This window comes from Cedecea selenatireducens, assembly GCF_042138895.1.
Lineage (GTDB): Bacteria > Pseudomonadota > Gammaproteobacteria > Enterobacterales > Enterobacteriaceae > Cedecea > Cedecea selenatireducens.
The window spans coordinates 128885-153107 of sequence record NZ_JBHIKW010000008.1 but is presented as its reverse complement, the minus strand read 5'-3'; the positions used below and the strand labels follow the sequence as shown (position 1 = coordinate 153107).

The window sequence follows — 24223 nt, the reverse complement described above, 5'->3', positions numbered from 1 at the left end:
AAAGATAAACACATAACGGCGGATAAAAATTAAAATATAAAATAACGCATCAATACTCTAATCTATTGTACATACAGTAATTCTGGTTAAACTAAAAAAAGAAAATTAAAAAGGGAGTGCTTTACCCTTCGCTTGCTCATTCTCATTTCAGTGGAAATCAATTAAACATGAAGCCGAAAACACCATTAAGTAACACCCCTTCACCAGCGCTCAATATAAAAGATAATAACCAGCCGGTTATAACAGAGGTAAACAGCGCCAGGAATACTATTGCTCAGGCAAAAGCCGAAGTGACGAAGGACGCTAAAAAAACGATTGATAAAAACGATGATGACGACGATAAAAAAGTCGCATGGTGGTGGGCCCTGGGTGCCAGCGCTGTAGGCGGCGCTATGGCTATTTTATTTAATAATCATCATTCAGATCATGATTCCAAACCCAGCGCCCCTACCAACCCCATATCTCCGGAGGTAACTGAACTTCCAGTCCCTGATATTACTGGAATCAATGATAATATCGGCACTATTATCGGGAATATTGCAAGAGGTGGTACATCCGACGCGACAAATCCGGTGCTATCGGGCTCAATCAGCGCCCCCCTTACCGCCAGTCAGAGCATAAAAATATTCGATAACGGTAATTTGTTGGGCAATGCGATTTATGATAGCGCCACCAATACCTGGCATTATACGGATACCCGATCGCTAAAAAATGGTGATAATCCGTCTTATACTGTGTTGGTTTCCGACAGTGAAGGAAGACAGTCACCGCCCAGTACACCTTATGTTATTCATATCTCTACCCTGCCACCAACAGCTACGGCAGCCATCACCTCTGTTATTGATGATGTTGGCGCAATAACCGGTGAGGTCGTCAACGGGGGCAACACCGACGATACACACCTGCAGCTTTCAGGGAATTTGAGTGGTTCACTTGCTGATGGCGAGACGGTCCGTATTTATGACGGCGGCGTCTTCCTGGGAACAGCTACCGTTGATAATACCAGCAATACCTGGAGCTATAATGATACCCGAACGCTGGTAAATGGTGATAAACCTTCCTATACCGCACAGGTCATCAATTCCACGGGCATAGAGTCGGCCGCTGGGGTTGCCTACAAAGTAAATATTGTTGATCTTTTGCCGGCGGCGACAGCTAGCATTAGCCGTGTGCAAGATGACTCAGGACAAGTCGCACGTGGTGCAGTAACGAATGATACCACTCTAGAACTGCAAGGAACGTTGGACAAGGCGCTCGAGGCTGGCGATACCGTACGCATTTACGACGGTACGTTGTTTCTGGGCACTGCCGTTATTGATAATCTCAATCTTACCTGGAACTTCACGGATCCCCGAACGCTCGACGATGGTGCTAAACCATTCTATACAGCTAAAGTCACTAATGCCCTCGGTAGCGAGTCGAATGCCCAGCCTGGGTATAATGTTATTGTGGACATCACTCCCCCATCAACTACGGCATCGGTCACGGGCCTTGCGGATGATGTGGGTATTGTGACCGGCAACGTGGCCCGGGGTGGCAGCACCGATGACACCAGCCCGGTCGTCTCCGGCACACTCAGTTCAGCCCTGGTAACCGGCGAAACCGTGAAGGTCTATGACGGTACCACGCTCCTGGGAACCGCTACCGTTGACAGCGTCAACAATACCTGGAGCTATGCCGACACCAGAACGCTGGCCAATGGCTCAACGCCCTCCTACACCGCTCGCGTGGCCGATGCCGCCGGTAATCTGTCCGCAGCCGGAACAGCTTATACGGTAACCATCGACACAACGGCGCCGATAACAACCGCCTCCGTCACGGGCGTTGCGGATGATGTGGGTACTGTGACCGGCAACGTAGCCCGGGGTGGCAGTACCGATGACACCAGCCCGGTTGTCTCCGGCACCCTCAGTTCAGCCCTGGTAACCGGCGAGACCGTGAAGGTCTATGACGGTACCACGCTCCTGGGAACCGCTACCGTTGACAGCGTCAACAATACCTGGAGCTATGCCGACACCAGAACGCTGGCCAATGGCTCAACGCCCTCCTACACCGCTCGCGTGGCGGATGCCGCCGGTAATCAGTCCACAGCCGGAACAGCTTATACGGTAACTATTGAGACAGCGGCGCCCACAACGACCGCGAATATCACCGGAGTTGCAGATAATGTTGGGGTAACGACCGGAAACGTAGGTAATAACAGTTCGACCGATGATTCCAGTCTGGTTATTTCAGGGACAATCAGCGCAACGCTAAGAAGTGGCGAAACGCTGGCCATATATGACGGCAATACAAGACTGGGAACAGCAACAATTTCCCAGGGAACATCATGGTCATATACAGCCTCCTCTCTGAGTACCGGCACCCATAGTTTCACCGCCAGGGTAGAAAAAGATACCGGATTAAATGGCGCTGATTCAGCATCGTTCAATACCAATATTACGAGTTTATCCACCCTTAGCGCTTCAGATAATGTTGGTACATCCACTGGAGTGCTCACCAGCAGAAGTAGTACCGATGACGCAACGCCAACGTTGAGTGGTACATTAACAGCGCAACTTCTAAGCGGTGAAAAAGTGGGCATTTATGATGGCACTACACGTTTGGGATACGCCACCGTTAACGCATCAGGAACAGGATGGGAATATACGCCAACAACAGGCCTGAGTTCAGGTGAGCATACGTTCTCGGCAAAAATTGAAAAAGCAGACGGTACCATTCTGATTGCCAGCGACGATTTCACGCTAACATTCGTGCCTTACCAGACGGTTGAGATAACTACCGTTAACGATAATGCTGGAGGATCTCAGGGAAACATAGCGAATAATGGTGTTACCGATGATATCACCCCCCTTATCGGCGGAACACTTTCTGCCACTCTGGGCTCGGGGGATAGCATAGTGGTATACGATGGTACAACCAGACTAGGTACTGCAACAGTAGACAGCAGTAACCCGAGCGCACTCACCTGGTCACTGGCAGTAGGTCCACTCAGCGGCGGCACTCATAATTTGACTGCCAGGGTTGAAAACACCAGCGGGCAAAATGGTGCAACATCCGGTGAGCGAGTGTTTATTGTTTCTGGATTAACAATTGATACTTTTACCGATAATACCCCAACGCTAAACGGTTCGACGTTTAATACAGGCGACCTACCGCTAAATAACCCAGTGCGCTATGTGCGCTTGTCCGGACTGACTGCATCAACATTTGGTGCCGGTGATGTTGAAGTATGGGCGATGGTTAACGGCGTTCTAACCAACGTTGCACTAAACAAACTGAATATAACGTCTAGTGGTGGCGGGAACACTCTTCTGAACAATGGAGCGTCGGGATATGGAAATATTGGATATGTAGCGAACCCTGATGGTAAAGGATGGTTTGAAATAGATCTAGGGGCAAATTATAACATAACACTTATTTATCTCAGAGCTTCTGGGTATGGCAACACCCAGCTCGACACCGTGCTTTCAATATCATCAACATCGATGATAAATCATTCCAATTCTGATTTATTATTAGGAAACAACCCTGACATTAAATCATATTACAGACCTGGACAAAAAGATGGCAACTATACGCTTACAAACCCAGGTGTAGTATCAGATGACAGTACTCCACTTTTATCCGGCAGTATTACATCTAAGCTAAGCACGGGACAGCATATATATATCTATGATGGTACTACACGACTGGGAGAAGCGACTATTAACGAAACGACACAACGTTGGTCATTCCAGGTTCAAACACCCTTATCTGATGGCAATCATGCTTTTACCGCAAAGGTTGAGAGTGGCTCAACCGTATTACTCACAGCAGACACGATTAACGTCCTCATTGTACCCTCTCAGGTTATTACAATTAACGGAGCGACGGAGGATTCAGGTCGTAACCTTGTGATCCCAGATGGGGGTGTGGGTTATGATAGCACTCCAACATTTACGGGAACACTTTCAACTGCCTTAAAAGCAGGGGAAGTATTGGCTATCTATAATGGTACAGTACGTTCGATAATTACATCCATTGATAACAATACTTTAACGTGGACTTATACTCCTGCTGAGCTAACCTCATCCCAAAATAATTATACCGTTAGGGTTGAAATGGAGAGCGGTTCATTTGTAACAAATAGCTCACAAACAACATTTACCTATAATTATTTGACTTCATCTTTAAAGATGAGCGACAACGTAGGAACTATAACCGGTAACATTGAAAAAAATGGAACAACAGATGATACGACACCTTTATTAAGTGGTGTTTTAAGTCAACCATTAGCCAGCGGTGAACAATTAGCAATTTACGACAAAACTCTCGGTCGAATTGGTTATGCTGTAGTCGATGCTGTAACACGAACCTGGTCGTTTACACCAACGTTGACTACTGGTTCATACAATCTAAGTGCTGTTATAGAGAACAGTGCAGGAACGGTTATTAGCTCACCATCTGATTATCAGATTAATGTTGTAGATCCAGGTTATGTACCAACTCAAGTTGTCGCTATTACAACAGTGACAAACGGAGGTGTCGTTGTACCCGACGGGCACTCAATTGCTATTCCCTCTAACAGCACAGCAGTTGTACTTAACGGCACACTATCAACACAGCTAAAACCTGGTGATGTGATACGTATTTATGCCAGTGGTACTTTATTGAATGGTTATGCAACTGTAGACAGTACTGGATTAGCGTGGTCATATACTTATTACTCAGCAGGCCTGAAAAATGTCACCGCCGAAGTTTATAACCAGGCGACCGGTGGAACATCAGTATCATCAGCGGCTAAAGTAGTGAATGAAATAATCACCACTAATGCATTCGGAGGCACTTACGGAGATGATGTAGGTAGCGTTACCGGGGAAACACTATTTAGAAACACTTCCTCTACATCAAGACTAAATACAGATGATAATGAACCTGAGGTCAAACTTAATTTTACTTCTGCATTGTTAAGCGTAGAGCAGGTATCAGTATATCTTGATGGTGTGAAAGTCGGCATGGCGACATTAAATGCTGCCAGAACCGTTGCCACATACGCATTTTTAACACCACTCGCATTGGGTCAGCACAGTATTGAGCTTAAAGTAGAAAATCAGGACGGCACCTTATCCAATATTTCCGTTAGCGGTTATGTTAATATCATTGTACCAAGTACAGGAGCATTATTAACAACGACTGACATTACCGGTTATACCGATAATCAGGGGGTCAATCAGGGGACAGTGACTACGTCTGTTTCTACAGATGACAATACCCCCACGCTGAGAGGTACCATCAGCAACGCGCTTCGGCCAGGAGAAAGCGTGGTCATATACCGTAATGGTACAAAATTAGGTTCCGCAATCGTCGATGCTTCAGGACTAACGTGGAGCTATACTCCGAGCCTTGCAGCAGGTGAAAGTAACATCACAGCCCGAGTTGAGAACAGCGGCACCGGGGATCTAGGGAATTTCTCACCAAGGTTCACCTATAACTATGCGGTAACCAGTATCACTTCTTTAAACGATGACTCTGGATTCCACACGGGATTATTTGCGAGTGGATCAAGTAGTGATGATACAAGCCCTGATTTAAGGGGCACGCTTACATCGCCTCTTCTCGCTGGTGAGCATGTGGCGATATATGTTGATACAACAAAGCTGGCTGGCTATGCCACCGTTGATCCTATCACCAATACATGGACTTATTCTGCATCTGGCTTAACTGTAGGAAACCACAATATAACAGCTAAAATTGTAGCTGCAGATGATACTATTCTCAGTTCCTCCAGTGCCTATACTATTAATATAGTTACAAACGAACAGTTGAATATTGTTGTACAGACTTCTCTTAATGGCTCGGCTATCGGTAATAATAGTGCCTTACCAGGTGTGCAGGTTACCAATGGAAGGCAAATAGATTTTACCCAACTCTCCTCACATGGAAAAGTTGCTCGCGTTGATTTGGGAGATGATAAAAGTGCGCTGACACTATCCCTGTCGGATGTATTGCAGTCGGACAGTAACATCTTTGATGATAAAATTTTTGCAGGTTTAAATACTGCCAATGGCCAACATCAAATGGTGATCACTTCAGCTAGCGTAAATGCAGGTACATTAACCATCACCAGCGGTACCTGGGTTTATAGCAATGATGTCACTGCCGGAGGACAAACTTATCATGTTTATAACACCGCTAACAATTCAGCACAGCTGATAGTAGACACCGATATTAAAAACTCAATAACCTCTGTAATCTAACCGTAAAGGCCTGATACGGTTTTTAATTTCCGTGTCAGGCCTTTAAAATAAGGAAATGACAATTGAAAGATTTTACTATCTTCATCTCGTTTCCAATAACAGTAAACCAGTAGCCCTCTATTTCACTTCGCCCCACATCATATAAAAAACAAGAACCGCCATTAGAATATATAAATTTACACATAAAAAAATGCCAGTCCTAGTGATTGAAAAATAACCACAGGGAAAAATGCAATAAAATCAGTCAATTGAGAACAAAGGCGAATCTCACAAACGGTAATCTGAATCAATAAAAATCTCATGTAGATTATATTGCATTGGACATCAGCATTGCGAAAAATGCCATTCACCCTAAAATAAAAAATAATCATAAATCTGACTGATTTATATCATCAGTAGCATTAAAGCCATTCACTATTATTTTATAAAAATCAAAAAAATTTATTTCAATTTCAAGGATTAAGTATGTTCAGCAAGCCAGGGGTTAATTTCTTGAGAAAGCATCTGACAATAGTATTATTAAGCGCTTCAGGCTCTACCTTATCGATAGCATCACCAAACGCCGAAAGCCTTCACGTTTCGGAAACAAAATATATTTCTGTAGAAGAGATGATTGGTATTGCTTTTCAATACAATCCCAACGTTACATCCAGTCAATTCAACGTCGATGCAGCGCTGTCAGAAGTCAGCGCTGCAAGAAATCAGTTTCTTCCTACCCCCAGTATATCGTACGGTAATGCGAATAAAGGACGTGATAATTTTAGTGCTAGTTTAACCCAGCCGTTATGGACAGGTGGCAAACTTACATCGGGTCTTGAATATGCACAAGCCAGAGTCCGATCGGCCGAGGATGGCGTTTACGAAGTCAAATATAAATTAGCATTGAGTATCATCGATCTCTGGCGAACCTATCAAAGTAAAGTAGCAGAGGAAAAAGTCATATTACAAACTCTCGCACGCTATCAGCGCTATCAAAATATCATCGAAAATCGCATAGCAGGCGGTCGGTCAAGTGAAGCAGATCTGACCTTTATCCGATCCCGAGTAATGCAGGCGGAGAGCGATCTTGCCACTATTAACGCAGATAAGATAACTGCGTTAAACAATCTTTCACGTGTTGTTGGTATTGGTCTTGATTCCAAATACCTTGCATTCTCCTTCCCATTGAATGAAAAAAGTTATCCGCTGGAGAAATACCTGGAACGCTCTGTTGAACACTCACCTACTCTCAAAAGGCTTCATAGTGATATTCTGGTAGCCAGTCGTCAAGCAGATGTCAAAAGGGCTAATTTATTCCCCAACATTAACCTTGTGGCCTCACGGGAGCAGTATAAAAATAATAATAGCGGCACACTCACTGACAATAAAATCATGGTCAATATCCAGTATACTCCAGGGGCTGGATTTACCAGTTACTATGATTATAGTAACTCAACACAGCGTGTCGACGCCCTGAAATATAACCTTGAGAGTGAAAAAATTTATCTTCAAAATGATATTTACAGTACAGTCGTTAGCCTTAACTCTGCATTATCGAGAATCAACCTCATCAAAAACCAAACTACTGAAAATAATAAAGTACTTGAATCCTATACGCGACAGTTTGAGTTTGGACAAAAAACATGGATTGACCTGTTGAACGCAGCCCGAGAGCTTAGCGCCTCTGAAATATCCTATGCCCAGCTACAATCTTCTATTGCCGCTTATGAGTGGAAATTAAAAATATATACTGGGGAATATAAAAAGGAAGGTTTTTCCACCCATGAATAAAAACAAAGCAAATAATGAATACAAAAAAACAATGTCAGTTAAAAAACTCGTTACCGGGCTATTAAATGATAAGAAATCCATATGGCTTTATGTTTTCCTTGCTGGCTCCACTATCAATTTAATTGCTATTGGTACTGCGTTGTATAGCATGCAGGTATATGACAGAGTTTTACCAAGACAAGGTACTGACACATTAATTGTTTTGACCATTGGCGTTTTACTGGCCTACTGCTTCCAGTATACATTACAAAAATTACGCAGCAGAATTGTTGAACATATCGTGTCCTATTTGGACAAAACGATTTCAGTTTATATTTATGATTCATTGATGAAAGTCCGCCTTGACGTTATTCCAGTCAATTCCGGGACCTTTTCTTCACAACTACAAGGTTATGAAGCAATAAGAGGTTTTTTTGTCACTCTATTTTCATTTGGCATTGTTGATGCCCCCTACGCTATTCTATTTTTATTTGCCCTCTTCCTGCTTTCCGGCCCTCTGGTAGCGTCTATACCAGCAGTGATCTTCCTTATGATGGTTTTGTATGGTGTATTACAACATTACAGAATAAGAACTTATTCAAGAAAGAAATTTACCACTCAGAACCGTAAACAAGGATTGCTTCTGGAAACCATTCAAGGGTTGGAAACCATTAAAGCAAATAACATATTTACGGCATTATCTTCTCGCTGGAATAAGATGTCAGTTGAAGCGTTGGAAAACGATATGGGTATCAGACATATTTCCGAATCAACCGCCTATACGGCACAATTTTTCCAACAAGTAGGCTATGCGCTTGTCGTAGCCGCAGGTGCAGCATTGGCTGCCACGACAACCAATATCACTAGCGGAGCCATTCTTGCCAGCTCAATTATTGCCGGACGAATATTGGCTCCCGTTGCAAGCATTCCTATGCTGTTAGTTCAGGCCGCTCAGGCAAAAGTTGCTGAGAATGCATTAAACCAGTTTCTGAAAATGGAAACAGAAAACCAACTAGAAAGTAACACCCTTTCTCCAGATATTTTAAATGGCGAGTGGTGGATTGATAGTATGACTTATGAGTTTCCAGGTCGCCATCACCCCTTACAGGTTCCGCGTCTGAAAATTGAAAAAGGTGAAAGAGTAGGGATCATCGGTTCGGTCGGTGCTGGAAAATCAACCCTACTGAAACTGCTGATCGGCCTTTACCCTCAAACTTCAGGTCAGATACATCTTGATGGCCTTGATATCAGGCACATATCGCGTGAGTCACTAAGCAACTCCATCGCTTATCTTCCGCAGTCTCCGACCCTTTTTGCCGGTACCTTGCGATCTAATTTCCAGGTAATCTGCCCTGAGGCAACTGAGCAAGAGATTATAAATATTAGTAAAACAACCGGGCTTATAGATCTTATCGCCAATAATCCAAAAGGCCTTGACCTGCCTATTGGAGAAAAAGGAGATGGTTTATCGGCGGGACAGCAGCAGCTAATCTCTTTGTCTATGGTATTGCTGAGAAACAAAAATATATGGCTTTTCGATGAACCAACCTCTTCTCTTGACCCGGAAACAGAAAGGCGAGCAATCACAGCAATTAATAATGTTCTAACTGAGAATAGCGTAATGATCATGGTGACGCATAAATTTAGCACTCTCGAACTGGTGAATCGACTCATTATCATTACGGCTGACGGTCGATTTATTGATGGCCAAAAAAATGATGTCCTCGAATATCTTAAGAACAATAATAAATAGGCAATAATAATGAGAACAAAATTTGATTACATTCGCGTAAGTCTATTAATACTGATAATTGTTACTCTACTTGCCTGCTTAATTGTATGGGCATCAGTTAGCAAGATTGAATCGGTTGCACGAGCTCGAGGCAATGTTATAGCAGCCCAGCGCACCCAAGTAATACAGGCATCTACAGATGGTGTTATATCACAAATAAACATCAGCGAAGGTCAGCACGTAAAAAAAGGGCAAGTGCTTGTTAATATGGAACAAGAACAAGCTCAGGCTGCATTACAAGATCTTGAAGGAAAAGTTGCTGCACTACGCACTTCACTTTCGCGTTTACAAGCAGAGGTTTATGGCAGGCCTTTGCAGTTTCCAGAGTCTACCCAAAAATATGATGTTTTTATCTCGAACCAGACCGAACTTTATAACCGTAGGAAAGAAGCACTGTCTGCCGAAATTAATGCGTTAACAAAAAGCAAAAATTTGGTTTCACGTGAAAGAGAGTTAGCAAGCCGGTTGCTTAAAACCGGTGATATTGGTCAGGCTGATGTACTGCGATTGGAGCGGCAGCAGGTTGATCTAGAGGGACAAATAACGGCTAAGCAAAATAAATTCTTCCAGGATGCGCAAGCTGAACTAACAAAAGTTGATGAAGAACTATCCACTCAGGAACAGGTCCTGGCAGATCGCGAAATTAACTTCTCACGCACTCGTATCATCTCACCTGTGGACGGCATAGTTTCAAAAATAGAAATTAATACTGCAGGTGCCAGAGTGCGTCCTGGAGATATTATAATGAACATACTACCTACCTCTTCAAAGTTAATTATTGAGGTTAAAATGCCACCTGCTGACATTGGGAATATTCGAGTTAACCTTCCAGCATCAGTTAAACTAGATGCTTATGATTACACTATATATGGCACACTCCCCGGCACCGTATCTTATATAAGCCCAGATGCCCTGGTGGACAAGACAGCTAAAGGTGACGAATTTTACTATCGCGTACACATCGTGATTGATTATGCATTCCTTCTCGAACACAACAGAGAAAAACCATCTCAAAAAATTGATTTACAACCCGGAATGACCAGTACCGTAGAGGTTTTTACTGGAGAACGAACTATTTTAGAGTATATGGCAAAACCGCTTATAAAAACCTTTTCCGAGTCTTTAGGCGAAAAATAATAACAATCAACCAGCTCATCAGAAAAATTTACCAACAAAGGGAGAATACCAAAATGAAACCACATATATTCATCTTTTTAGCTTGCACTACTTCTATAGGTGCATTGCATGCATCAACAAACAAAGTAATGAAAAGTTTTTCAGCTGATGGTCAATTACTTAGCCAAATCCCTGTAGGTTCAGGCCCTATTGGCTTTGGAAAAGACTGCAAGCAATCACAGTGTTTTTACGTCGGAAAAGAGTCTGATAATTTTAATTTCACTAATGAGAAAAATTTACAACAACAAAGACGACATGACCCATCAGCAAAATATAGTATGGACGATGGTGATGGTAGCCCCCCATCAATCGGCTTTGGTTACACCTGGAGCCTTGACGATTAATTAACAACAAAAGTCCTGCAAGATACTTTCTTGCAGGACTTATAAATTTAAAGCTATACAGTAACTCACCCATTATTATACTCAATCACTAATGATTATCTCATCCCATCCACGGCTATACATGCAGTTTCTGATCAAGACTTCTCGATATTGGCTGTTAGCATCATCAATATCATTTTTTATCCACACGTCATAATTTTCTTTTTCCCATTTACCATTCCCTTTCTTATCTTTTTTTTCATAACTGTAACCATGAGAGCTACTATTAAAAATTTTGTTATCCGGCGGTAAATTTTCCAGAGCCATTGCATGGCAAGAAGTATACTCCTTACTCATCTCCAGGTCATTCTTACCTGGTTTCACCCACTTGTATTGAGTGCAGGAAGAAACAGAAAATACAATAAGAAAAAATAAAACAATCTTCATACTTACACCTTAGAATTAAGAACTGTGAATTAGAACGCAAAAACTCTATTACTAGCATCGCATTGAGGTAGTCAACACTTATGTTACAATGCATCCGCTACATATCAAAACCACTGGGATATGTAAAAAAATACAATTGAGGATAATAGTGAGTTAAACACAAAACTCTAACTCCGGTATGGATTAGGATTTTTTCCAGATATGATGAATTAATCTTATTTTCGAATAAAACACTACCATTCCCTTTAATTATAAATTAAAATTTGATCACATTGTGTTGACTTTCACCTTGTTAGAATTGGCATCATATTAAATACGCGCTCCGTCAGGGGCGTTTTTTTATGCTTTATTCATACGTAAAAATCAAGGCATCAAGAATAAAAACCGCGTACCCCACATTATATACATTGCATATAGAATCTGGCACATCTCCACGTGATCTGTAAAACAACAGCTAACGCGGAGATGTGCCGTATCGATGAAGCACTTACGTCCGTTCTGCAGTTTCCTCACTTCTTTTTAAATGAATTATCTGCCCAATCTGGTCGTGATAAACCGTGAGCTGGTTGTACTGGCTCATCTCCGAAACGAGCTGCGTCGACAGGTTAAAACTGCGGGCCAGCTCGCTAAGCTGAAGCGGGCTATGCTCGTCGTGGTATCGGTCGCTGTACCGGCGCAGGCTGTACTGATACCAGAGGATCAGCAGCCAGCCGTTTATCCCCGCAATCAGCAAATACAGCAGCACGGAATTGAGCGACTGCGCGAAGATTTCCCCGCGCTGGCCGGGCAGCAGCATCAGCTGAAGCAGCAGATTTTTCCACACAAAGAACAGAAAGCCGGCCCAGGCAATCGCGGTTAACAGGCCGTCGAACAGGCGCGGCCCCAGTCGGTCTTCGGTCAATATCAGCGTGTTGGTCTGCATCATATTCTTCCTTTTCCACGGTCAGGACTTACCCAGCGCGCGCGGGCGCGGCGGCGTTTAAGCATTACTTTCGGGAATGACACCAGGGTGGTTAACAGGCCTATCATCCAGTACATCAGCGGGAACCAGACGATCCAGAACAGCGATCCGGCTATCCGATTTTCATAACGCCGCTCGATGAACAGGCTGACCAGGAACTGCATCAGGCACATCACCCCCAGCAGCAGCCCGGTAAACTCCGGCGGAAAGAGCGTTTCAACCACCAGATTAGCGGGCAGCGTAGCCAGATGGCTGGCAATAAACAGCAGGATGGTTATCGCGTAGGCGAAGGCCCACACCGTCGAAAGCACGTACTCCATAAACAGCGGCCACATCCGCCGGTGCTCCCAGCGGAACAAGCGACGCAGGTTGACCAGGAACACTTCCGCCCCGCCCTGCGCCCAGCGCAACCGCTGCTTCCACAGCCCTTTGAGCGTTTCGGGCATCAGGATCCAGCCCAGCGCACGCGGCTCAAAATAGAGCGTCCAGTGATGCAGCTGTAGCTTCCAGCTAATATCAATGTCTTCGGTGATCATATCCGGGCTCCAGTAGCCCACATCCGCCAGCGCCTGGCGGCGAAAGGCGGCAATCACGCCGGAAACGGTAAATACGCGGCCATAAATGCGCTGAGTGCGTTTAATCAGCCCGATAATCGAAGAGAATTCACCGACCTGGATACGGCCAATCAGATTCGAGCGGGTGCGGATTCGAGGATTTCCGGTAACGGCGCCCACGTTTGGGTGGCGAATCAGCGGCATCACAAGGTAAGCCGCAGTGTCCCGCTCCAATAACGCGTCCCCGTCAATACACACCAGCAGATCCCCGCGAGCGGCGGCGGCACCGGCTTTAAGCGCCACAGCTTTGCCCTGATTTGCGGCCAGATGAATCACCCGCAGCTTCGGGTATTCCTGCGCAAGCTGGTTCAGGATCTCAGCGGTGTTATCCCGCGATCCATCGTTGATGGCGATAACCTCGATATTGCTATAGCGCTGGGCCAGCGCGGCCTCTATCGTTTCGCGGGCATTTTTGCCTTCGTTAAAACAAGGGATAAGGATAGAGATCAGCGGATTGCCTTCCAGCTGCGGCGGCGGCACGTCTTTGCCCCACGGCCAGTGGCGCTCCAGCCGGAACCAGAAATAGAGCCCACCGGTCATCCACAGCACCGACATGAACAGCGGCCAGAAGAACACGAAGTCGAGCAAGATTTTTCCGGTAAACACCGCCGCCATGCCGAGCGGCAGCCCAAAGACCAGGCCCAGAATCAGCAAGGAGAGAAGACGATCAGTCATTGTTTGGGTACCAGTAAGAGGAAATTTCAGGCCTGATGTGCGAGATATCGGGCTGGTTATTGATGAAGTCATCCGGGTAGTAGCCATAATGCTTCACGCCGTTCAGCTGCAGCAGCTGCATCCACTCCACCAGCTGTTTATCGGCTATGCCTTTCTGCGCTTTGTGGTTCCAGTCGCGGGCCTGAAGTTCAAAAATGGTTTTATTCATTCCCGAAGGCTTCACCGCCACGGCCTTGATCAGTCGTTCCAGCCAGCTATTGCTCTCTTCCAGCAGCACCGACTCCATCAGCGGCATCGCCATCGGCACCGTCCAGTCGTAGGCAGCCAGAAAATCGTCAATGTTCTGGGCGAACCACGCCTCGCTCTCTGGCTCCAGAATCGGCAGCGCAAAGATATTTCGGGCAGTTTTTATCTGCGGGCCACGAATATTCCGCACCGCGGCGGTCAGCTTGCGGGTGAACTCAATCAGCGTCTGGCTTTTAAAGCGCGTCCAGCGCTGAAGTTCAGCCGGGTTTTGATGAATGTCGCCGATGTTTCCCTGAAACCCCGCCTGCCGGTAAGCGGTCATAGCGTCCGGCCCGGCATCTTCAAAGTCCGTGAGCAGCGCGTCGTCGTGGAAAAGAATGCCGTCAAACACCGCATGCCGGGCGAGATCTTCATAGATGTCGACAATCTGATGCCGAACCTGCCGGTTCCACGGAGAAAGCCGCAAATAAGGGCTGGTGGCCCGATGCGTTTTCCCGCTGGCGGCGTCCCAGCTTTGCACCCTGGGCAGCGCGGCGTTCAGGTCAAAAGAGAGCACCGGCAGCCAGGCGAACACTTTGGCATCCCCCCGCGTGCGAAGCTGCCAGGCGACGAAGTTAAACAGATCGGCGCGCATCGGCAGCCAGCGGTTAGGGAAATAGAGCGACCTGATATTGCCGTCGCCGAGCGGGTCAGAGAACGCCTGCAAAAAGACATGGCTGATTTTCATGTCATACACCCGCTGCACCAGAGCATCGATGTTCTTCGTCTGCTGCGTCGGGTTTGGGTCATAGACGTAATCAAGATCCACATGCATAACGCGCACCGGATCCGGCTCCCGGACGCGGCTCACGATATTGGCAAACGCCTTGAGCGTTGGGTTACCGGCTATCAGAACGCGTGGAATATTATCCAGGTCGCGCACGTCGGCCAGGCCATCGTTGAGCGTGAACGCCATCTGGTAGCCTTGCTTTTTGATGACGCCCAGCGAGGTGCCGTTGGCCGCGCCATAGGGCCAGACCCAGGTGCGTGGAGCCTTGCCGCTGACCAGCTCTATTTTGCGGCTGATTTGGTGCACGTCGTCGCCAATGCGGCGGGTGAACTGCTCGTCGCTTTCATACTGGCCGGTGAGTTTATTCCACGCCCGGTTGGCTACAGCTGGCTCACGGCTGCCCTGGGGATTCGCCGGAATACCGTAATGTGAAGCCCAGGTGTGCGAACCGATCTCAACCAGCGGGGACTGGCTTAGCTCGCGCACCATATCCCAGGTGGCAAACTTATCGCGGGCGGTCATCAGCCCGCCGAAATCCACGTTCTTCCCAGGCGGAGTGTCCACCCAGCTGCCGACAGGTGCCCAGAGCGCGGGCACATTATAAGCCTTGAGCAGCGGCCAGACGCGGGTGTAAAAACTGCTGTACCCGTCATCGAAGGTGAGCAAAAACGCCTTTGGCGGCAGCGGGGTTCCCCCCCGATGGGCATCCAGAATCGCCTGCACGCTTACCGGCCGGTAGCCGTTCTGCAACAGCCAGCTGATTTGCTCGTTAAGGGCGCTGGTGCGCACCGCCAGATAGCGCTGATCGGGGTCATTGTCTTCAACGTCATGGTAGGCCAGCACCAAAAAATGGTTCTCAGGCCAGGGTTTATTGGCTTCAGGCACCGGCCGCTCTTTTGGCGGCAGAAAATGAATCTCCTGCGCGCACAGGCCAGAAAAGGTCAATAACCAGCCAAAAACGATCAGGCCGAGACGAAAACTGTTGGTCAGCATGTTTGTCCTTAAAATCGTAAATTCGCATCAAAAGCGACGGCGAGATGAGTTTCCCGCTTGCCGTCCCAGGGCCGCTTTTCCCAGTTCAGCATGGCCCCGGTGTCGAGGACGTTGTTCCACTGGATACGCTGGCCATATCCCAGCGACGTCATCGCCCCTGCTCCATAGTTTTTTTGCCGGTAAATACCCGCCCCGGCGCTAACCTGCTGGCTCCAGACGGTGTCATAGCGCTGATACATCACGTGGTTAGCGACGAGCGTGGGCGCGGCAGATAAGTCCCATTTCGGGCTGTAATACACCGTGTCGGTCTGGCTGTTGGTGCTGTAAGCCACGCCGGGCTGCAGGTCGAGCGCGATCCGCGCCGTCTGCCACAGCCGCTCTTTGCCCTGCAATGTGTATTCCTGGCGGTGGTTATGGTCTGAGAACCAGCTGGTCGCGGTCGCCAGCTGATATTCACGCAGTTCGCTTTGATGCCAGCGCAGCCACAGGTTGGCCTGATTGGCGCTTACCCCGTTGCGCAAAGCCCGCAGCGGAGTTGCCCGTGCCAGACGTTCAACCTCGCCCCCCACGCGCCAGCCGTCGCTGAAGCTGTGCCAGGCCGAGACGCGGCCGCCCGGCTTATTGCCGCCGTTGAAGTTGTTGTTCGCCAGTTCAAGCTCGACCCAGCTATTGCGCGGCCGCCACTCGATTCCCCCAAACACGCTGCGGCTGGATCCCTTGCCTTCTTCAAAGCGTCCGCTGTTAAAACGGTGGCCACCAAACAGCCGCCAGCTGTCGGCCACGGGTGGGCCATAGACGGCCATATCCCAGTTAAAATCGTGCGCCCCGCTGACGGGCGTATCAGAGTGGATCCCCTGCTGGCCGTTAATGCGCAGTTCGGACATCCGGTGAACATCCCGCGAGCGGTTCAGCCGCTGAGAACCGATCTCCAGCGGGTCGCGCAGCATCACATCGTCGGTCAACAAATCCATTTGCCGCCACTCGTGAAGATCCTGCGCGACATAAGCCTGCTGCCGCTCAAGCTCAAGGTTGGACGGCTCGAGCACTTCCGCTTTTTTTAGCTCTCGCTCGGCGGCCAGCGGCAACCCACGCGCCTGCAAAACCCTGGCATAATCGATACTTAATCCCTGATTCCCCGGCGCGGTTCTGGCCAGACGTTGAGACAGCGCCTGTGCTTCTGGCAGCGCGTCAGTGGCTAAAAGATATTGAACAGCGAGCGTTTGCGCCTCCAGCCAGCGGTCATTCGGCTGGGGTGCCGGGAAGCCCGACACATAGCGACGATAGGGCGTTACCTGAGTCAGGTTTTGCAAATATCGACCGGCGGCGTCGTACTGGCCGCTGTCCAGCAAGGCATAAAACATCGCCTGCTCGTTCTCATTCGCCGCGCCGCTGAACAGCTGCGGCGTTAGCGCCTGCGCGCTTTCTACCTGTTTTTCTGCCAGGTAAGAAGCAATCACCCAGCGTAAAGCCCAGGGCGGAACGCGCACGTTTTCTGAGGCCAGGGCTTCATATTCCTGAATGACCTTTGGGTAATAATTGTGGGCGTAGAGCGCGCCAAGCCTGTCTATTCGCGCCCGCGAGATGTCCCGCTGAGCCTGCGGATCGCTGCGCCATTTGGTGAGTAAGGCGTGGTAGCGATCCAACGCCCGCTGCGCGACGGTAAAGCGCGCTTTTTCCTCTCCCGGAGGAATTTCAGCGATACGCACCATTTCGGCCGCCGCATTCACCTCCAGATTTCTGCGGTCGGATGCCGGAAGTTCCGCTTCGTTGGCTAACGCCAGCGCCGCAGTATTCACCCTATTCACGGTCAGGCTGGCTATCAGGTTTTGCAGCGCGGTTTTATCCCCTGGCGCAAGTGCCAGGGCTCGCGTGTCGCTTAGCAACAGGTCCCAGGTCATCCCTTGCCGCAGATAGACATAAGAGAGCGTCTGTAAATGTGCGAGGTCGGGCTTTTCCTCGACCAGACGCAGCGCCTCTTCCCTCGCCTGCCAGCGCTGTTGGCCGTCGGCCAGCGTTTTAATTTGCCCCATGCGGTAATCATCATTGCCGGGTGAAAGCCTGAGCGCTTCTTCCCAGAGAGAAAGTGACTCCGTCCAGCGCTTTAAATTACGCAGAGATTGCGCGGTAGCGGCCAGGCCGCGAGCCGGGATGGACATTCGCCGCTGATAACGCTGCCAGACGCTGACGACCTCATCATCAAGTCCTGCCCAGGAGGCGACCTGAAGCCAGTCTGCCACCTGCTCCGGGTTAAGTATCCTGACCTGCTCCTCATGCTTAAGCGCGTCCAGCAGAGGGCGATAATCTCCGCCGCGAGCCTGTAATACCTGCCTGTCATATGACGATGTTGCCCCCATTCCTTGCACCGAAAAAAAACCTGGTATGACTAAAAATAGCGATAGCTTCACGCCACGATAAAAGAATAACTTATTGATACTCCGCCGTTGTCCCATAAATATCTATTATTCCATTATGAATGAGCATGGTTCATGCTCCGCATTTGAATGCCGGAATTCGGCATCAGCGGAAAAAACTGGCACAGTAAAATGCCCTCTGACGTTCAAAGTGTTTTATTGCAATAGCGTCGACGACAGGAATGATAAGTTACTGGCAATAATTTTGTGAATACAGCACACAGGCTGCAAAGATGCTTTTAAGAATACTCTGCACTGGGTTTTCAATAATGAAAAAACCATACCGCGACATCATGCAATGCATTGATTTTAAATATAAATAAAATCACAAGCCTGCTTATGAATGAGATTCATGTTGCGATTCCCGGTATTTCACGGTGTATTTCCCTGTACCGATCAGGAGGTTTCCTGGCAAAGAATCCTAATTTCCATTTCAGCGCCTTTTTTCTTATTTCTTTTTATTTATAATTCTCCCCGCTGATAATAAAGAAGGACGTCCCTGCATTTACACCTCATTCTTAAAAAGACTTCCCGCCTAACTTACCTAAAAGTTAGTTAGCTCATTTTTAAATGAAATAGTGGAAATACGCTGTATTCGCGCATGCCCCAGGCTCAATGGATATGCATTCAGGATTTAAGTGATATTAAAGGGATATGCTGCGGTGAATGCGACAATTTTGATAACCCAGGATCGCTATCTTTACCAGGGAATAAAAGGCTATTTTCCCGACCTCATTCTGTTGTGCTCCGTGGAAAGAAGGAGTTTTAGCTTTGGCTACGAAGAGTACGCCGTGCTGGTCGATAGCCGCCTGCCGCTGGTGCAGTGGGAAAACATCATTACCAGCGCAGAAAAGGCCGACGCGCCCGTGCTCTGCATCATGCTTGATATGCGCCACAGCGAACTCTCCCCGCTCAGGCTCAAGTGGAGTCTCGACATGTCTATGTCGCACAAGGACGTGGAAGCTCTGTTCACGCTGCTGCAAAAGGTGAAAATCGACCGCCAGGCCAGGGAATGGTTTTACGACATGCGCCTTAGCGCAGACGAACGCACAATGATGGCCTTGCTTAGGAAGGGGTTACCCATGGAGGCCGTGGCCGCAAAACTCAATACGTCGCTTAAAAGCCTGTATCGCAGGCGAAGCGAGCTTTACGAAAGGCTTGGGCTGAGCAATTTTAACGAGGCCTGCCTGCTTATGTTTACCGATGAAGAAAACAACTATCCGTGATTCAGGCGGCGGTTACGTTTAGGTAGCCGCCACCATTGGGGCTCAGGATTGCTGCAGCGGCAATGTAGTCATACAGGTTTGGCTGTCATCAAAGGTGGCAAAAGCGGAGTGCGCGGCGCGGCCCTGATAGCTGACGCTCACCGTCCCTTCGGTATTGCGCGGCAGCCACACGCCGATGAAGCCGTTTTGCTGGCTGGTAAGCGTTTTATTCAGGATAACGTTGCCCGCTTTATCGGTAATTTTGACCTCAAAAGGCGTATTGGCCATCTCACCCTGGCAGCCGGAAAGGCTGTGATTGAAGCAAGGATGCGTTTGCTGCAGGTATGGCGCAAACGACAGATAGAACTTGTCCCCCAACGGATAGCTAAACTTCTGCTGCCCGTCCGAAAGCACCAGCTCGCGGCTGGTGATCCCGGCGCTAAAGCCCAGCGGGCGAGCCTGCGGGGACTGGTCGATAGCCTCAACCATTTGCTCGGTGGTTTTTCCCGCCAGCCCGTGTTTCGCCAGAAAGGCATTTGCCTCAGGCGTTGATGCCAGAGCGGTGCCGCTGAGAGTCAGCGCCAGTAACGCCGTCATGATACGTGTTTTCATTCTGTTTCCTTTTCCAGAGTAAGGTTTAACCATCACTGACGCGGACGTTACACCTTCCCCCTGGGGGAAGGTCAAAGGTGTGACGGTAAAGAAAGGTAAGGCGATGTATTTATGGCGTTTTAATTGATTTTTATCAAATTTCCTGACACCTCTGGCTGAAGTGAATATCCACTTTATTCCCGGTGACGAAAGCTTCACCCAGGGCGCCCCTGGACTTCATCTGCTCATCCACGCAATGGGATCTAAATCACAATTTTCAGGGAGTTAGCGCCGGGTAAAAACCGCTTAGCCTGCCCCACAACCGCTTATCCCTGAATACGACCACTCGGCCACTCTTTTTCCCCTCTTGCCGCGAAAATCGCCACGCTATAGCTGGCCTATTTTTATGCCCTTCTTTTACACCAACCAGGTTCAGCGAGACGGCAAACAGGCATGACGCCGGGGCTGACAAACGGATGAATTATGAATAAAAATAAATTTCTCAAACATATACCCTGGGTGATTCTGGGGATCATCGGGGCCTGCTGTCTGGCCGTCGTCGCCCTACGGCGGGGGGAACACATCAGCGCCCTGTGGATAGTGGTAGCCTCGGTGTCGGTCTATCTGGTGGCCTACCGCTACTACAGCCTCTACATCGCCCAGAAGGTGATGAAGCTCGACCCAACGCGAGCGACCCCGGCGGTCATTAATAACGACGGCCTGAACTATGTTCCCACTAACCGTAATGTCCTGTTTGGTCACCACTTCGCGGCAATAGCCGGGGCGGGACCGCTGGTCGGCCCGGTACTGGCAGCGCAGATGGGCTATTTGCCCGGCGTGCTGTGGCTGCTGGCGGGCGTCGTGCTGGCCGGGGCGGTGCAGGACTTTATGGTGCTGTTTATCTCCTCACGCCGAAACGGGGCTTCCCTTGGCGAGATGATCAAAGAAGAGATGGGGCCGGTGCCGGGCACCATTGCCCTGTTCGGCTGCTTCCTGATCATGATAATTATCCTGGCCGTGCTGGCGCTTATCGTGGTGAAAGCGCTGGCCGAAAGCCCGTGGGGCGTATTTACCGTTTGCTCGACGGTGCCAATTGCGCTGTTTATGGGCATTTATATGCGCTTTATTCGTCCGGGTCGGGTCGGCGAAGTATCCGTTATCGGGATTGTGCTGCTGGTCGCCTCGATTTACTTCGGCGGTGTTATTGCCCACGACCCTTACTGGGGCCCGGCGCTAACCTTTAAAGACACCACCATAACCTTTACCCTGATTGGCTATGCATTTGTTTCTGCTTTGCTGCCGGTGTGGCTGATCCTAGCCCCACGCGATTACCTGGCCACCTTCCTGAAAATTGGCGTTATCGTCGGCCTGGCGATTGGGATTGTTATCCTCAATCCTGAGCTGAAAATGCCGGCGATTACCCAGTACGTGGACGGCACCGGCCCGCTGTGGAAAGGCGCTCTGTTCCCGTTCCTGTTTATCACCATTGCCTGCGGGGCAGTGTCCGGTTTCCACGCGCTTATCGCCTCCGGCACGACGCCAAAACTGCTGGCCTGTGAAACCGATGCTCGCTTTATCGGCTACGGCGCGATGCTGATGGAGTCCTTTGTGGCGGTGATGGCGCTGGTTGCGGCGTCCATTATCGAACCGGGCCTCTACTTCGCGATGAACACGCCCCCGGCGGGTCTGGGTATTACCATGCCAAACCTGCACGAGCTGGGTGGTGAACACGCGCCGATGATTCTGGCGCAGCTGAAAGATGTCACCGCTCATGCGGCGGCAACCGTCAGCTCCTGGGGCTTCGTGATTTCGCCGGAGCAGATCCTGCAAACGGCGAAAGATATCGGTGAACCTTCCGTGCTTAACCGCGCAGGCGGTGCCCCTACGCTTGCCGTCGGTATTGCGCACGTGTTCCACAAAATCGTGCCGGTAGCCGACATGGGGTTCTGGTATCACTTCGGTATTCTGTTTGAGGCGCTGTTTATTCTTACCGCGCTGGATGCCGGTACCCGCTCCGGCCGCTTTATGCTGCAGGATCTGCTGGGTAACTTTATCCCGTTCCTGAAGAAAACCGACTCGCTGGTCGCAGGTATCATCGGCACCGCTGGCTGCGTAGGCCTCTGGGGCTACCTGCTTTATCAGGGCGTGGTCGATCCTTTGGGCGGCGTCAAAAGCCTGTGGCCGCTGTTCGGCATCTCCAACCAGATGCTTGCCGCCGTCGCGTTAGTGCTGGCAACCGTGGTGCTGGTGAAGATGAAGCGTACTCAATACATCTGGGTAACCGTCGTCCCTGCCGTCTGGCTACTTATCTGCACCACCTGGGCGCTGGGCCTGAAGCTGTTTAGCAGCAACCCGCAGATGGAAGGCTTCTTCTTCATGGCCAACCAGTATAAGGCGCGCATCGCCGCAGGCGGGGCCGATCTCACGGCCCAGGATATCGCCAATATGAACCACATTGTGGTCAACAACTACACCAACGCTGGCCTGAGTATTCTGTTCCTGGTGGTGGTTTACAGCATCATTTTCTACGGCATTAAAGCCTGGAAAGAGGCGCGTAAATCCGACCAGCCGACGGACAAAGAAACGCCGTACCAGCCGGTGCCTGAAGAAGGTATTAAGATTTCTTCCGGCCACTGATCGCAACATTTTACAGCCCCACATTAGTGGGGCTCAGATTGATGACAAACAGCCGAAAAACGTGGTTTTCGACTGTTTGGGGCAAACCAGAGAACATTATTCATTGTTTTTAGTAGACCAGGGGTCTGACTTTTTTAGAGCAATGAAATTTGTCAGCAGTCTCAGCCCCACATTAGTGGGGCTTTAATCACTTAAGGAGCGGCGGATGTTTGATAACTTAGGCGCTGCAAAAAAATATCTCGGCCAGGCGGCACGAATGCTCGTTGGCATCCCGGACTACGACACTTACGTGCTGCATATGCAGACGAACCATCCGGACCAGCCGCCCATGACCTATAAAGAATTCTTCCGCGAGCGCCAGCAGGCACGCTACGGCGGAGATGGCAAAGGCGGCATGCGCTGCTGTTAACAGGAAAGACGCGATGACACCGATTGCAGTGACCGTATTAACCGGCTTTCTCGGCGCAGGGAAAACTACCCTGTTACGCCATATCCTGCATACCCAGCAGGATGAGAAAATCGCCGTTATTGAAAATGAATTTGGCGAAACGCCTATCGACAGCCAGCTGATTGGCGACCGCGCCACCCGCATCACTACCCTGAGCAACGGCTGCATCTGCTGCACGCGTTCGAGCGAGCTGGAAGATGCCCTGCTGGACCTGCTTGAGAGTCGGGACAAAGGTGAAATTCACTTCGACAGGCTGATTGTCGAATGCACGGGGATGGCCGATCCAGGCCCAATACTTCAGGCCTTTTTCGCCCATGAAATCATCTGCGAGCGCTACCTGCTGGACGGCGTAATTACGCTGGTGGATGCGGTACACGCGGCTTCGCAGCTGGATCAGTTCCCGCTGGCGCAGTCGCAGATTGGCTACGCCGATCGAATTCTGATCACCAAAACCGATGTCGCCGGTGAGTCCGCTGATTTACTGGAACGCCTGCAGCGCATTAACGCTCGCGCCCCGGTTTACCCTATCGTGCACGGCAATATAGAGCTGGCGCTGTTGTTTAACACCCGCGGCTTTATGCTGGAAGAAAACGTCGTGGCGACAAAACCTCGCTTCCACCGCATTGCCCCACAGCAAAATGAAGTCTCATCCATTGTGGTGACGCTGGATTATCCGGTGGCGCTGTCCGCCGTTTCCTCCGTAATGGAAAACCTGCTTTCCGGCTTTGCCGATAACCTGCTCCGCTACAAAGGAATGCTGTGGATTGAAGACCAGCCCTGTCGCCTGCTGTTTCAGGGCGTGCAGCGCCTTTACAGCGCCGACTGGGACCGCGAGTGGCAGGCGGATGAAACGCCGGGCAGCACGCTGGTGTTTATCGGCGTCTCGCTCCCGGAAGCCGAGATCCGCGACGCCTTTGCAGAATTAAAACAATCCGCATAACACAGCA

Annotated in this window: 15 protein-coding genes; 9 read left to right on the top strand and 6 right to left on the bottom strand. The window is 49.3% G+C overall.

The window, feature by feature from the left end:
• Positions 1-167: 167 nt before the first annotated feature.
• The 5 genes from ACE38U_RS14650 (at position 168) to ACE38U_RS14630 (ending at position 11300) form a co-directional block, all read left to right on the top strand.
• Positions 168-6239 (top strand): beta strand repeat-containing protein, encoded by a 6072-nt coding sequence (locus tag ACE38U_RS14650; protein WP_375530015.1) that lies wholly within the window; start codon positions 168-170, stop codon positions 6237-6239.
• A gap of 465 nt (positions 6240-6704) precedes the next feature.
• Positions 6705-8009, top strand: coding sequence for a TolC family protein (locus ACE38U_RS14645; protein WP_375530014.1), 1305 nt, complete (start codon positions 6705-6707; stop codon positions 8007-8009).
• Positions 8002-9741 (top strand): peptidase domain-containing ABC transporter, encoded by a 1740-nt coding sequence (locus ACE38U_RS14640; protein WP_375530013.1) that lies wholly within the window; start codon positions 8002-8004, stop codon positions 9739-9741. The genes ACE38U_RS14645 and ACE38U_RS14640 overlap by 8 nt, the downstream gene beginning before the upstream one ends.
• Before the next feature lie 9 nt (positions 9742-9750).
• Positions 9751-10917 carry a beta-barrel domain-containing protein gene (locus tag ACE38U_RS14635; protein ID WP_038473002.1) on the top strand — a complete coding sequence of 389 codons (1167 nt, stop codon included), beginning with the start codon at positions 9751-9753 and terminating at the stop codon, positions 10915-10917.
• A 53-nt stretch (positions 10918-10970) separates the two neighbouring features.
• Positions 10971-11300, top strand: coding sequence for a hypothetical protein (locus ACE38U_RS14630; protein ID WP_144244019.1), 330 nt, complete (start codon positions 10971-10973; stop codon positions 11298-11300).
• Positions 11301-11381: 81 nt separating this feature from the next.
• Here the strand turns inward: ACE38U_RS14630 and ACE38U_RS14625 are convergent, their stop codons facing one another.
• From ACE38U_RS14625 to pgaA, 5 genes are all read right to left on the bottom strand, one after another.
• Positions 11382-11726 carry a hypothetical protein gene (locus tag ACE38U_RS14625; RefSeq protein ID WP_375530012.1) on the bottom strand — a complete coding sequence of 115 codons (345 nt, stop codon included), beginning with the start codon at positions 11724-11726 and terminating at the stop codon, positions 11382-11384.
• 487 nt (positions 11727-12213) lie between these two features.
• Entirely contained in the window at positions 12214-12648 is a 435-nt protein-coding gene (gene pgaD, locus ACE38U_RS14620) for a poly-beta-1,6-N-acetyl-D-glucosamine biosynthesis protein PgaD (RefSeq protein WP_375530057.1), read from the bottom strand.
• Complete coding sequence (gene pgaC, locus ACE38U_RS14615; protein WP_375530011.1) at positions 12648-13976, bottom strand: poly-beta-1,6-N-acetyl-D-glucosamine synthase; 1329 nt, start codon at positions 13974-13976, stop codon at positions 12648-12650. Before pgaC ends, pgaD begins: the two co-directional genes overlap by 1 nt.
• Positions 13969-15984: a poly-beta-1,6-N-acetyl-D-glucosamine N-deacetylase PgaB gene (gene pgaB, locus ACE38U_RS14610; protein ID WP_375530010.1), complete on the bottom strand. Its 2016-nt coding sequence runs from the start codon at positions 15982-15984 to the stop codon at positions 13969-13971. The genes pgaC and pgaB overlap by 8 nt, the downstream gene beginning before the upstream one ends.
• An 8-nt stretch (positions 15985-15992) precedes the next feature.
• Entirely contained in the window at positions 15993-18434 is a 2442-nt protein-coding gene (gene pgaA, locus ACE38U_RS14605; protein WP_375530009.1) for a poly-beta-1,6 N-acetyl-D-glucosamine export porin PgaA, read from the bottom strand.
• Between the two features lie 623 nt (positions 18435-19057).
• Here pgaA and ACE38U_RS14600 point away from each other — a divergent pair.
• The gene (locus ACE38U_RS14600) at positions 19058-19621 is read left to right on the top strand and encodes a LuxR C-terminal-related transcriptional regulator (RefSeq protein ID WP_370527408.1); all 564 of its coding nucleotides are present in this window, start codon (positions 19058-19060) and stop codon (positions 19619-19621) included.
• Positions 19622-19663: 42 nt separating this feature from the next.
• Here the strand turns inward: ACE38U_RS14600 and cueP are convergent, their stop codons facing one another.
• Positions 19664-20212 (bottom strand): copper-binding periplasmic metallochaperone CueP, encoded by a 549-nt coding sequence (cueP, locus tag ACE38U_RS14595; RefSeq protein WP_375530008.1) that lies wholly within the window; start codon positions 20210-20212, stop codon positions 19664-19666.
• Between the two features lie 462 nt (positions 20213-20674).
• Between cueP and ACE38U_RS14590 the strand changes: the two genes are divergently transcribed.
• From ACE38U_RS14590 to yjiA, 3 genes are all read left to right on the top strand, one after another.
• Entirely contained in the window at positions 20675-22828 is a 2154-nt protein-coding gene (locus ACE38U_RS14590) for a carbon starvation CstA family protein (protein ID WP_375530007.1), read from the top strand.
• A gap of 205 nt (positions 22829-23033) precedes the next feature.
• A complete protein-coding gene (locus ACE38U_RS14585) occupies positions 23034-23237 on the top strand; it encodes a YbdD/YjiX family protein (protein WP_008460696.1) in 204 nt (67 codons plus the stop codon).
• 13 nt (positions 23238-23250) lie between these two features.
• Positions 23251-24216: a GTPase gene (gene yjiA / locus ACE38U_RS14580; RefSeq protein WP_375530006.1), complete on the top strand. Its 966-nt coding sequence runs from the start codon at positions 23251-23253 to the stop codon at positions 24214-24216.
• The last annotated feature ends 7 nt before the right edge of the window (positions 24217-24223 follow it).

Coding starts and splice junctions, on each gene's coding strand:
- pgaA (WP_375530009.1), bottom strand. CDS start 18,434: ATGGGACAACGGCGGAGTATCAATAAGTTATTCTTTTATCGTGGCGTG.
- cueP (WP_375530008.1), bottom strand. CDS start 20,212: ATGAAAACACGTATCATGACGGCGTTACTGGCGCTGACTCTCAGCGGC.
- ACE38U_RS14590 (WP_375530007.1), top strand. CDS start 20,675: ATGAATAAAAATAAATTTCTCAAACATATACCCTGGGTGATTCTGGGG.
- pgaB (WP_375530010.1), bottom strand. CDS start 15,984: ATGCTGACCAACAGTTTTCGTCTCGGCCTGATCGTTTTTGGCTGGTTA.
- yjiA (WP_375530006.1), top strand. CDS start 23,251: ATGACACCGATTGCAGTGACCGTATTAACCGGCTTTCTCGGCGCAGGG.
- ACE38U_RS14645 (WP_375530014.1), top strand. CDS start 6,705: ATGTTCAGCAAGCCAGGGGTTAATTTCTTGAGAAAGCATCTGACAATA.
- ACE38U_RS14625 (WP_375530012.1), bottom strand. CDS start 11,726: ATGAAGATTGTTTTATTTTTTCTTATTGTATTTTCTGTTTCTTCCTGC.
- pgaD (WP_375530057.1), bottom strand. CDS start 12,648: ATGCAGACCAACACGCTGATATTGACCGAAGACCGACTGGGGCCGCGC.
- ACE38U_RS14650 (WP_375530015.1), top strand. CDS start 168: ATGAAGCCGAAAACACCATTAAGTAACACCCCTTCACCAGCGCTCAAT.
- ACE38U_RS14630 (WP_144244019.1), top strand. CDS start 10,971: ATGAAACCACATATATTCATCTTTTTAGCTTGCACTACTTCTATAGGT.
- ACE38U_RS14635 (WP_038473002.1), top strand. CDS start 9,751: ATGAGAACAAAATTTGATTACATTCGCGTAAGTCTATTAATACTGATA.
- ACE38U_RS14585 (WP_008460696.1), top strand. CDS start 23,034: ATGTTTGATAACTTAGGCGCTGCAAAAAAATATCTCGGCCAGGCGGCA.
- ACE38U_RS14640 (WP_375530013.1), top strand. CDS start 8,002: ATGAATAAAAACAAAGCAAATAATGAATACAAAAAAACAATGTCAGTT.
- pgaC (WP_375530011.1), bottom strand. CDS start 13,976: ATGACTGATCGTCTTCTCTCCTTGCTGATTCTGGGCCTGGTCTTTGGG.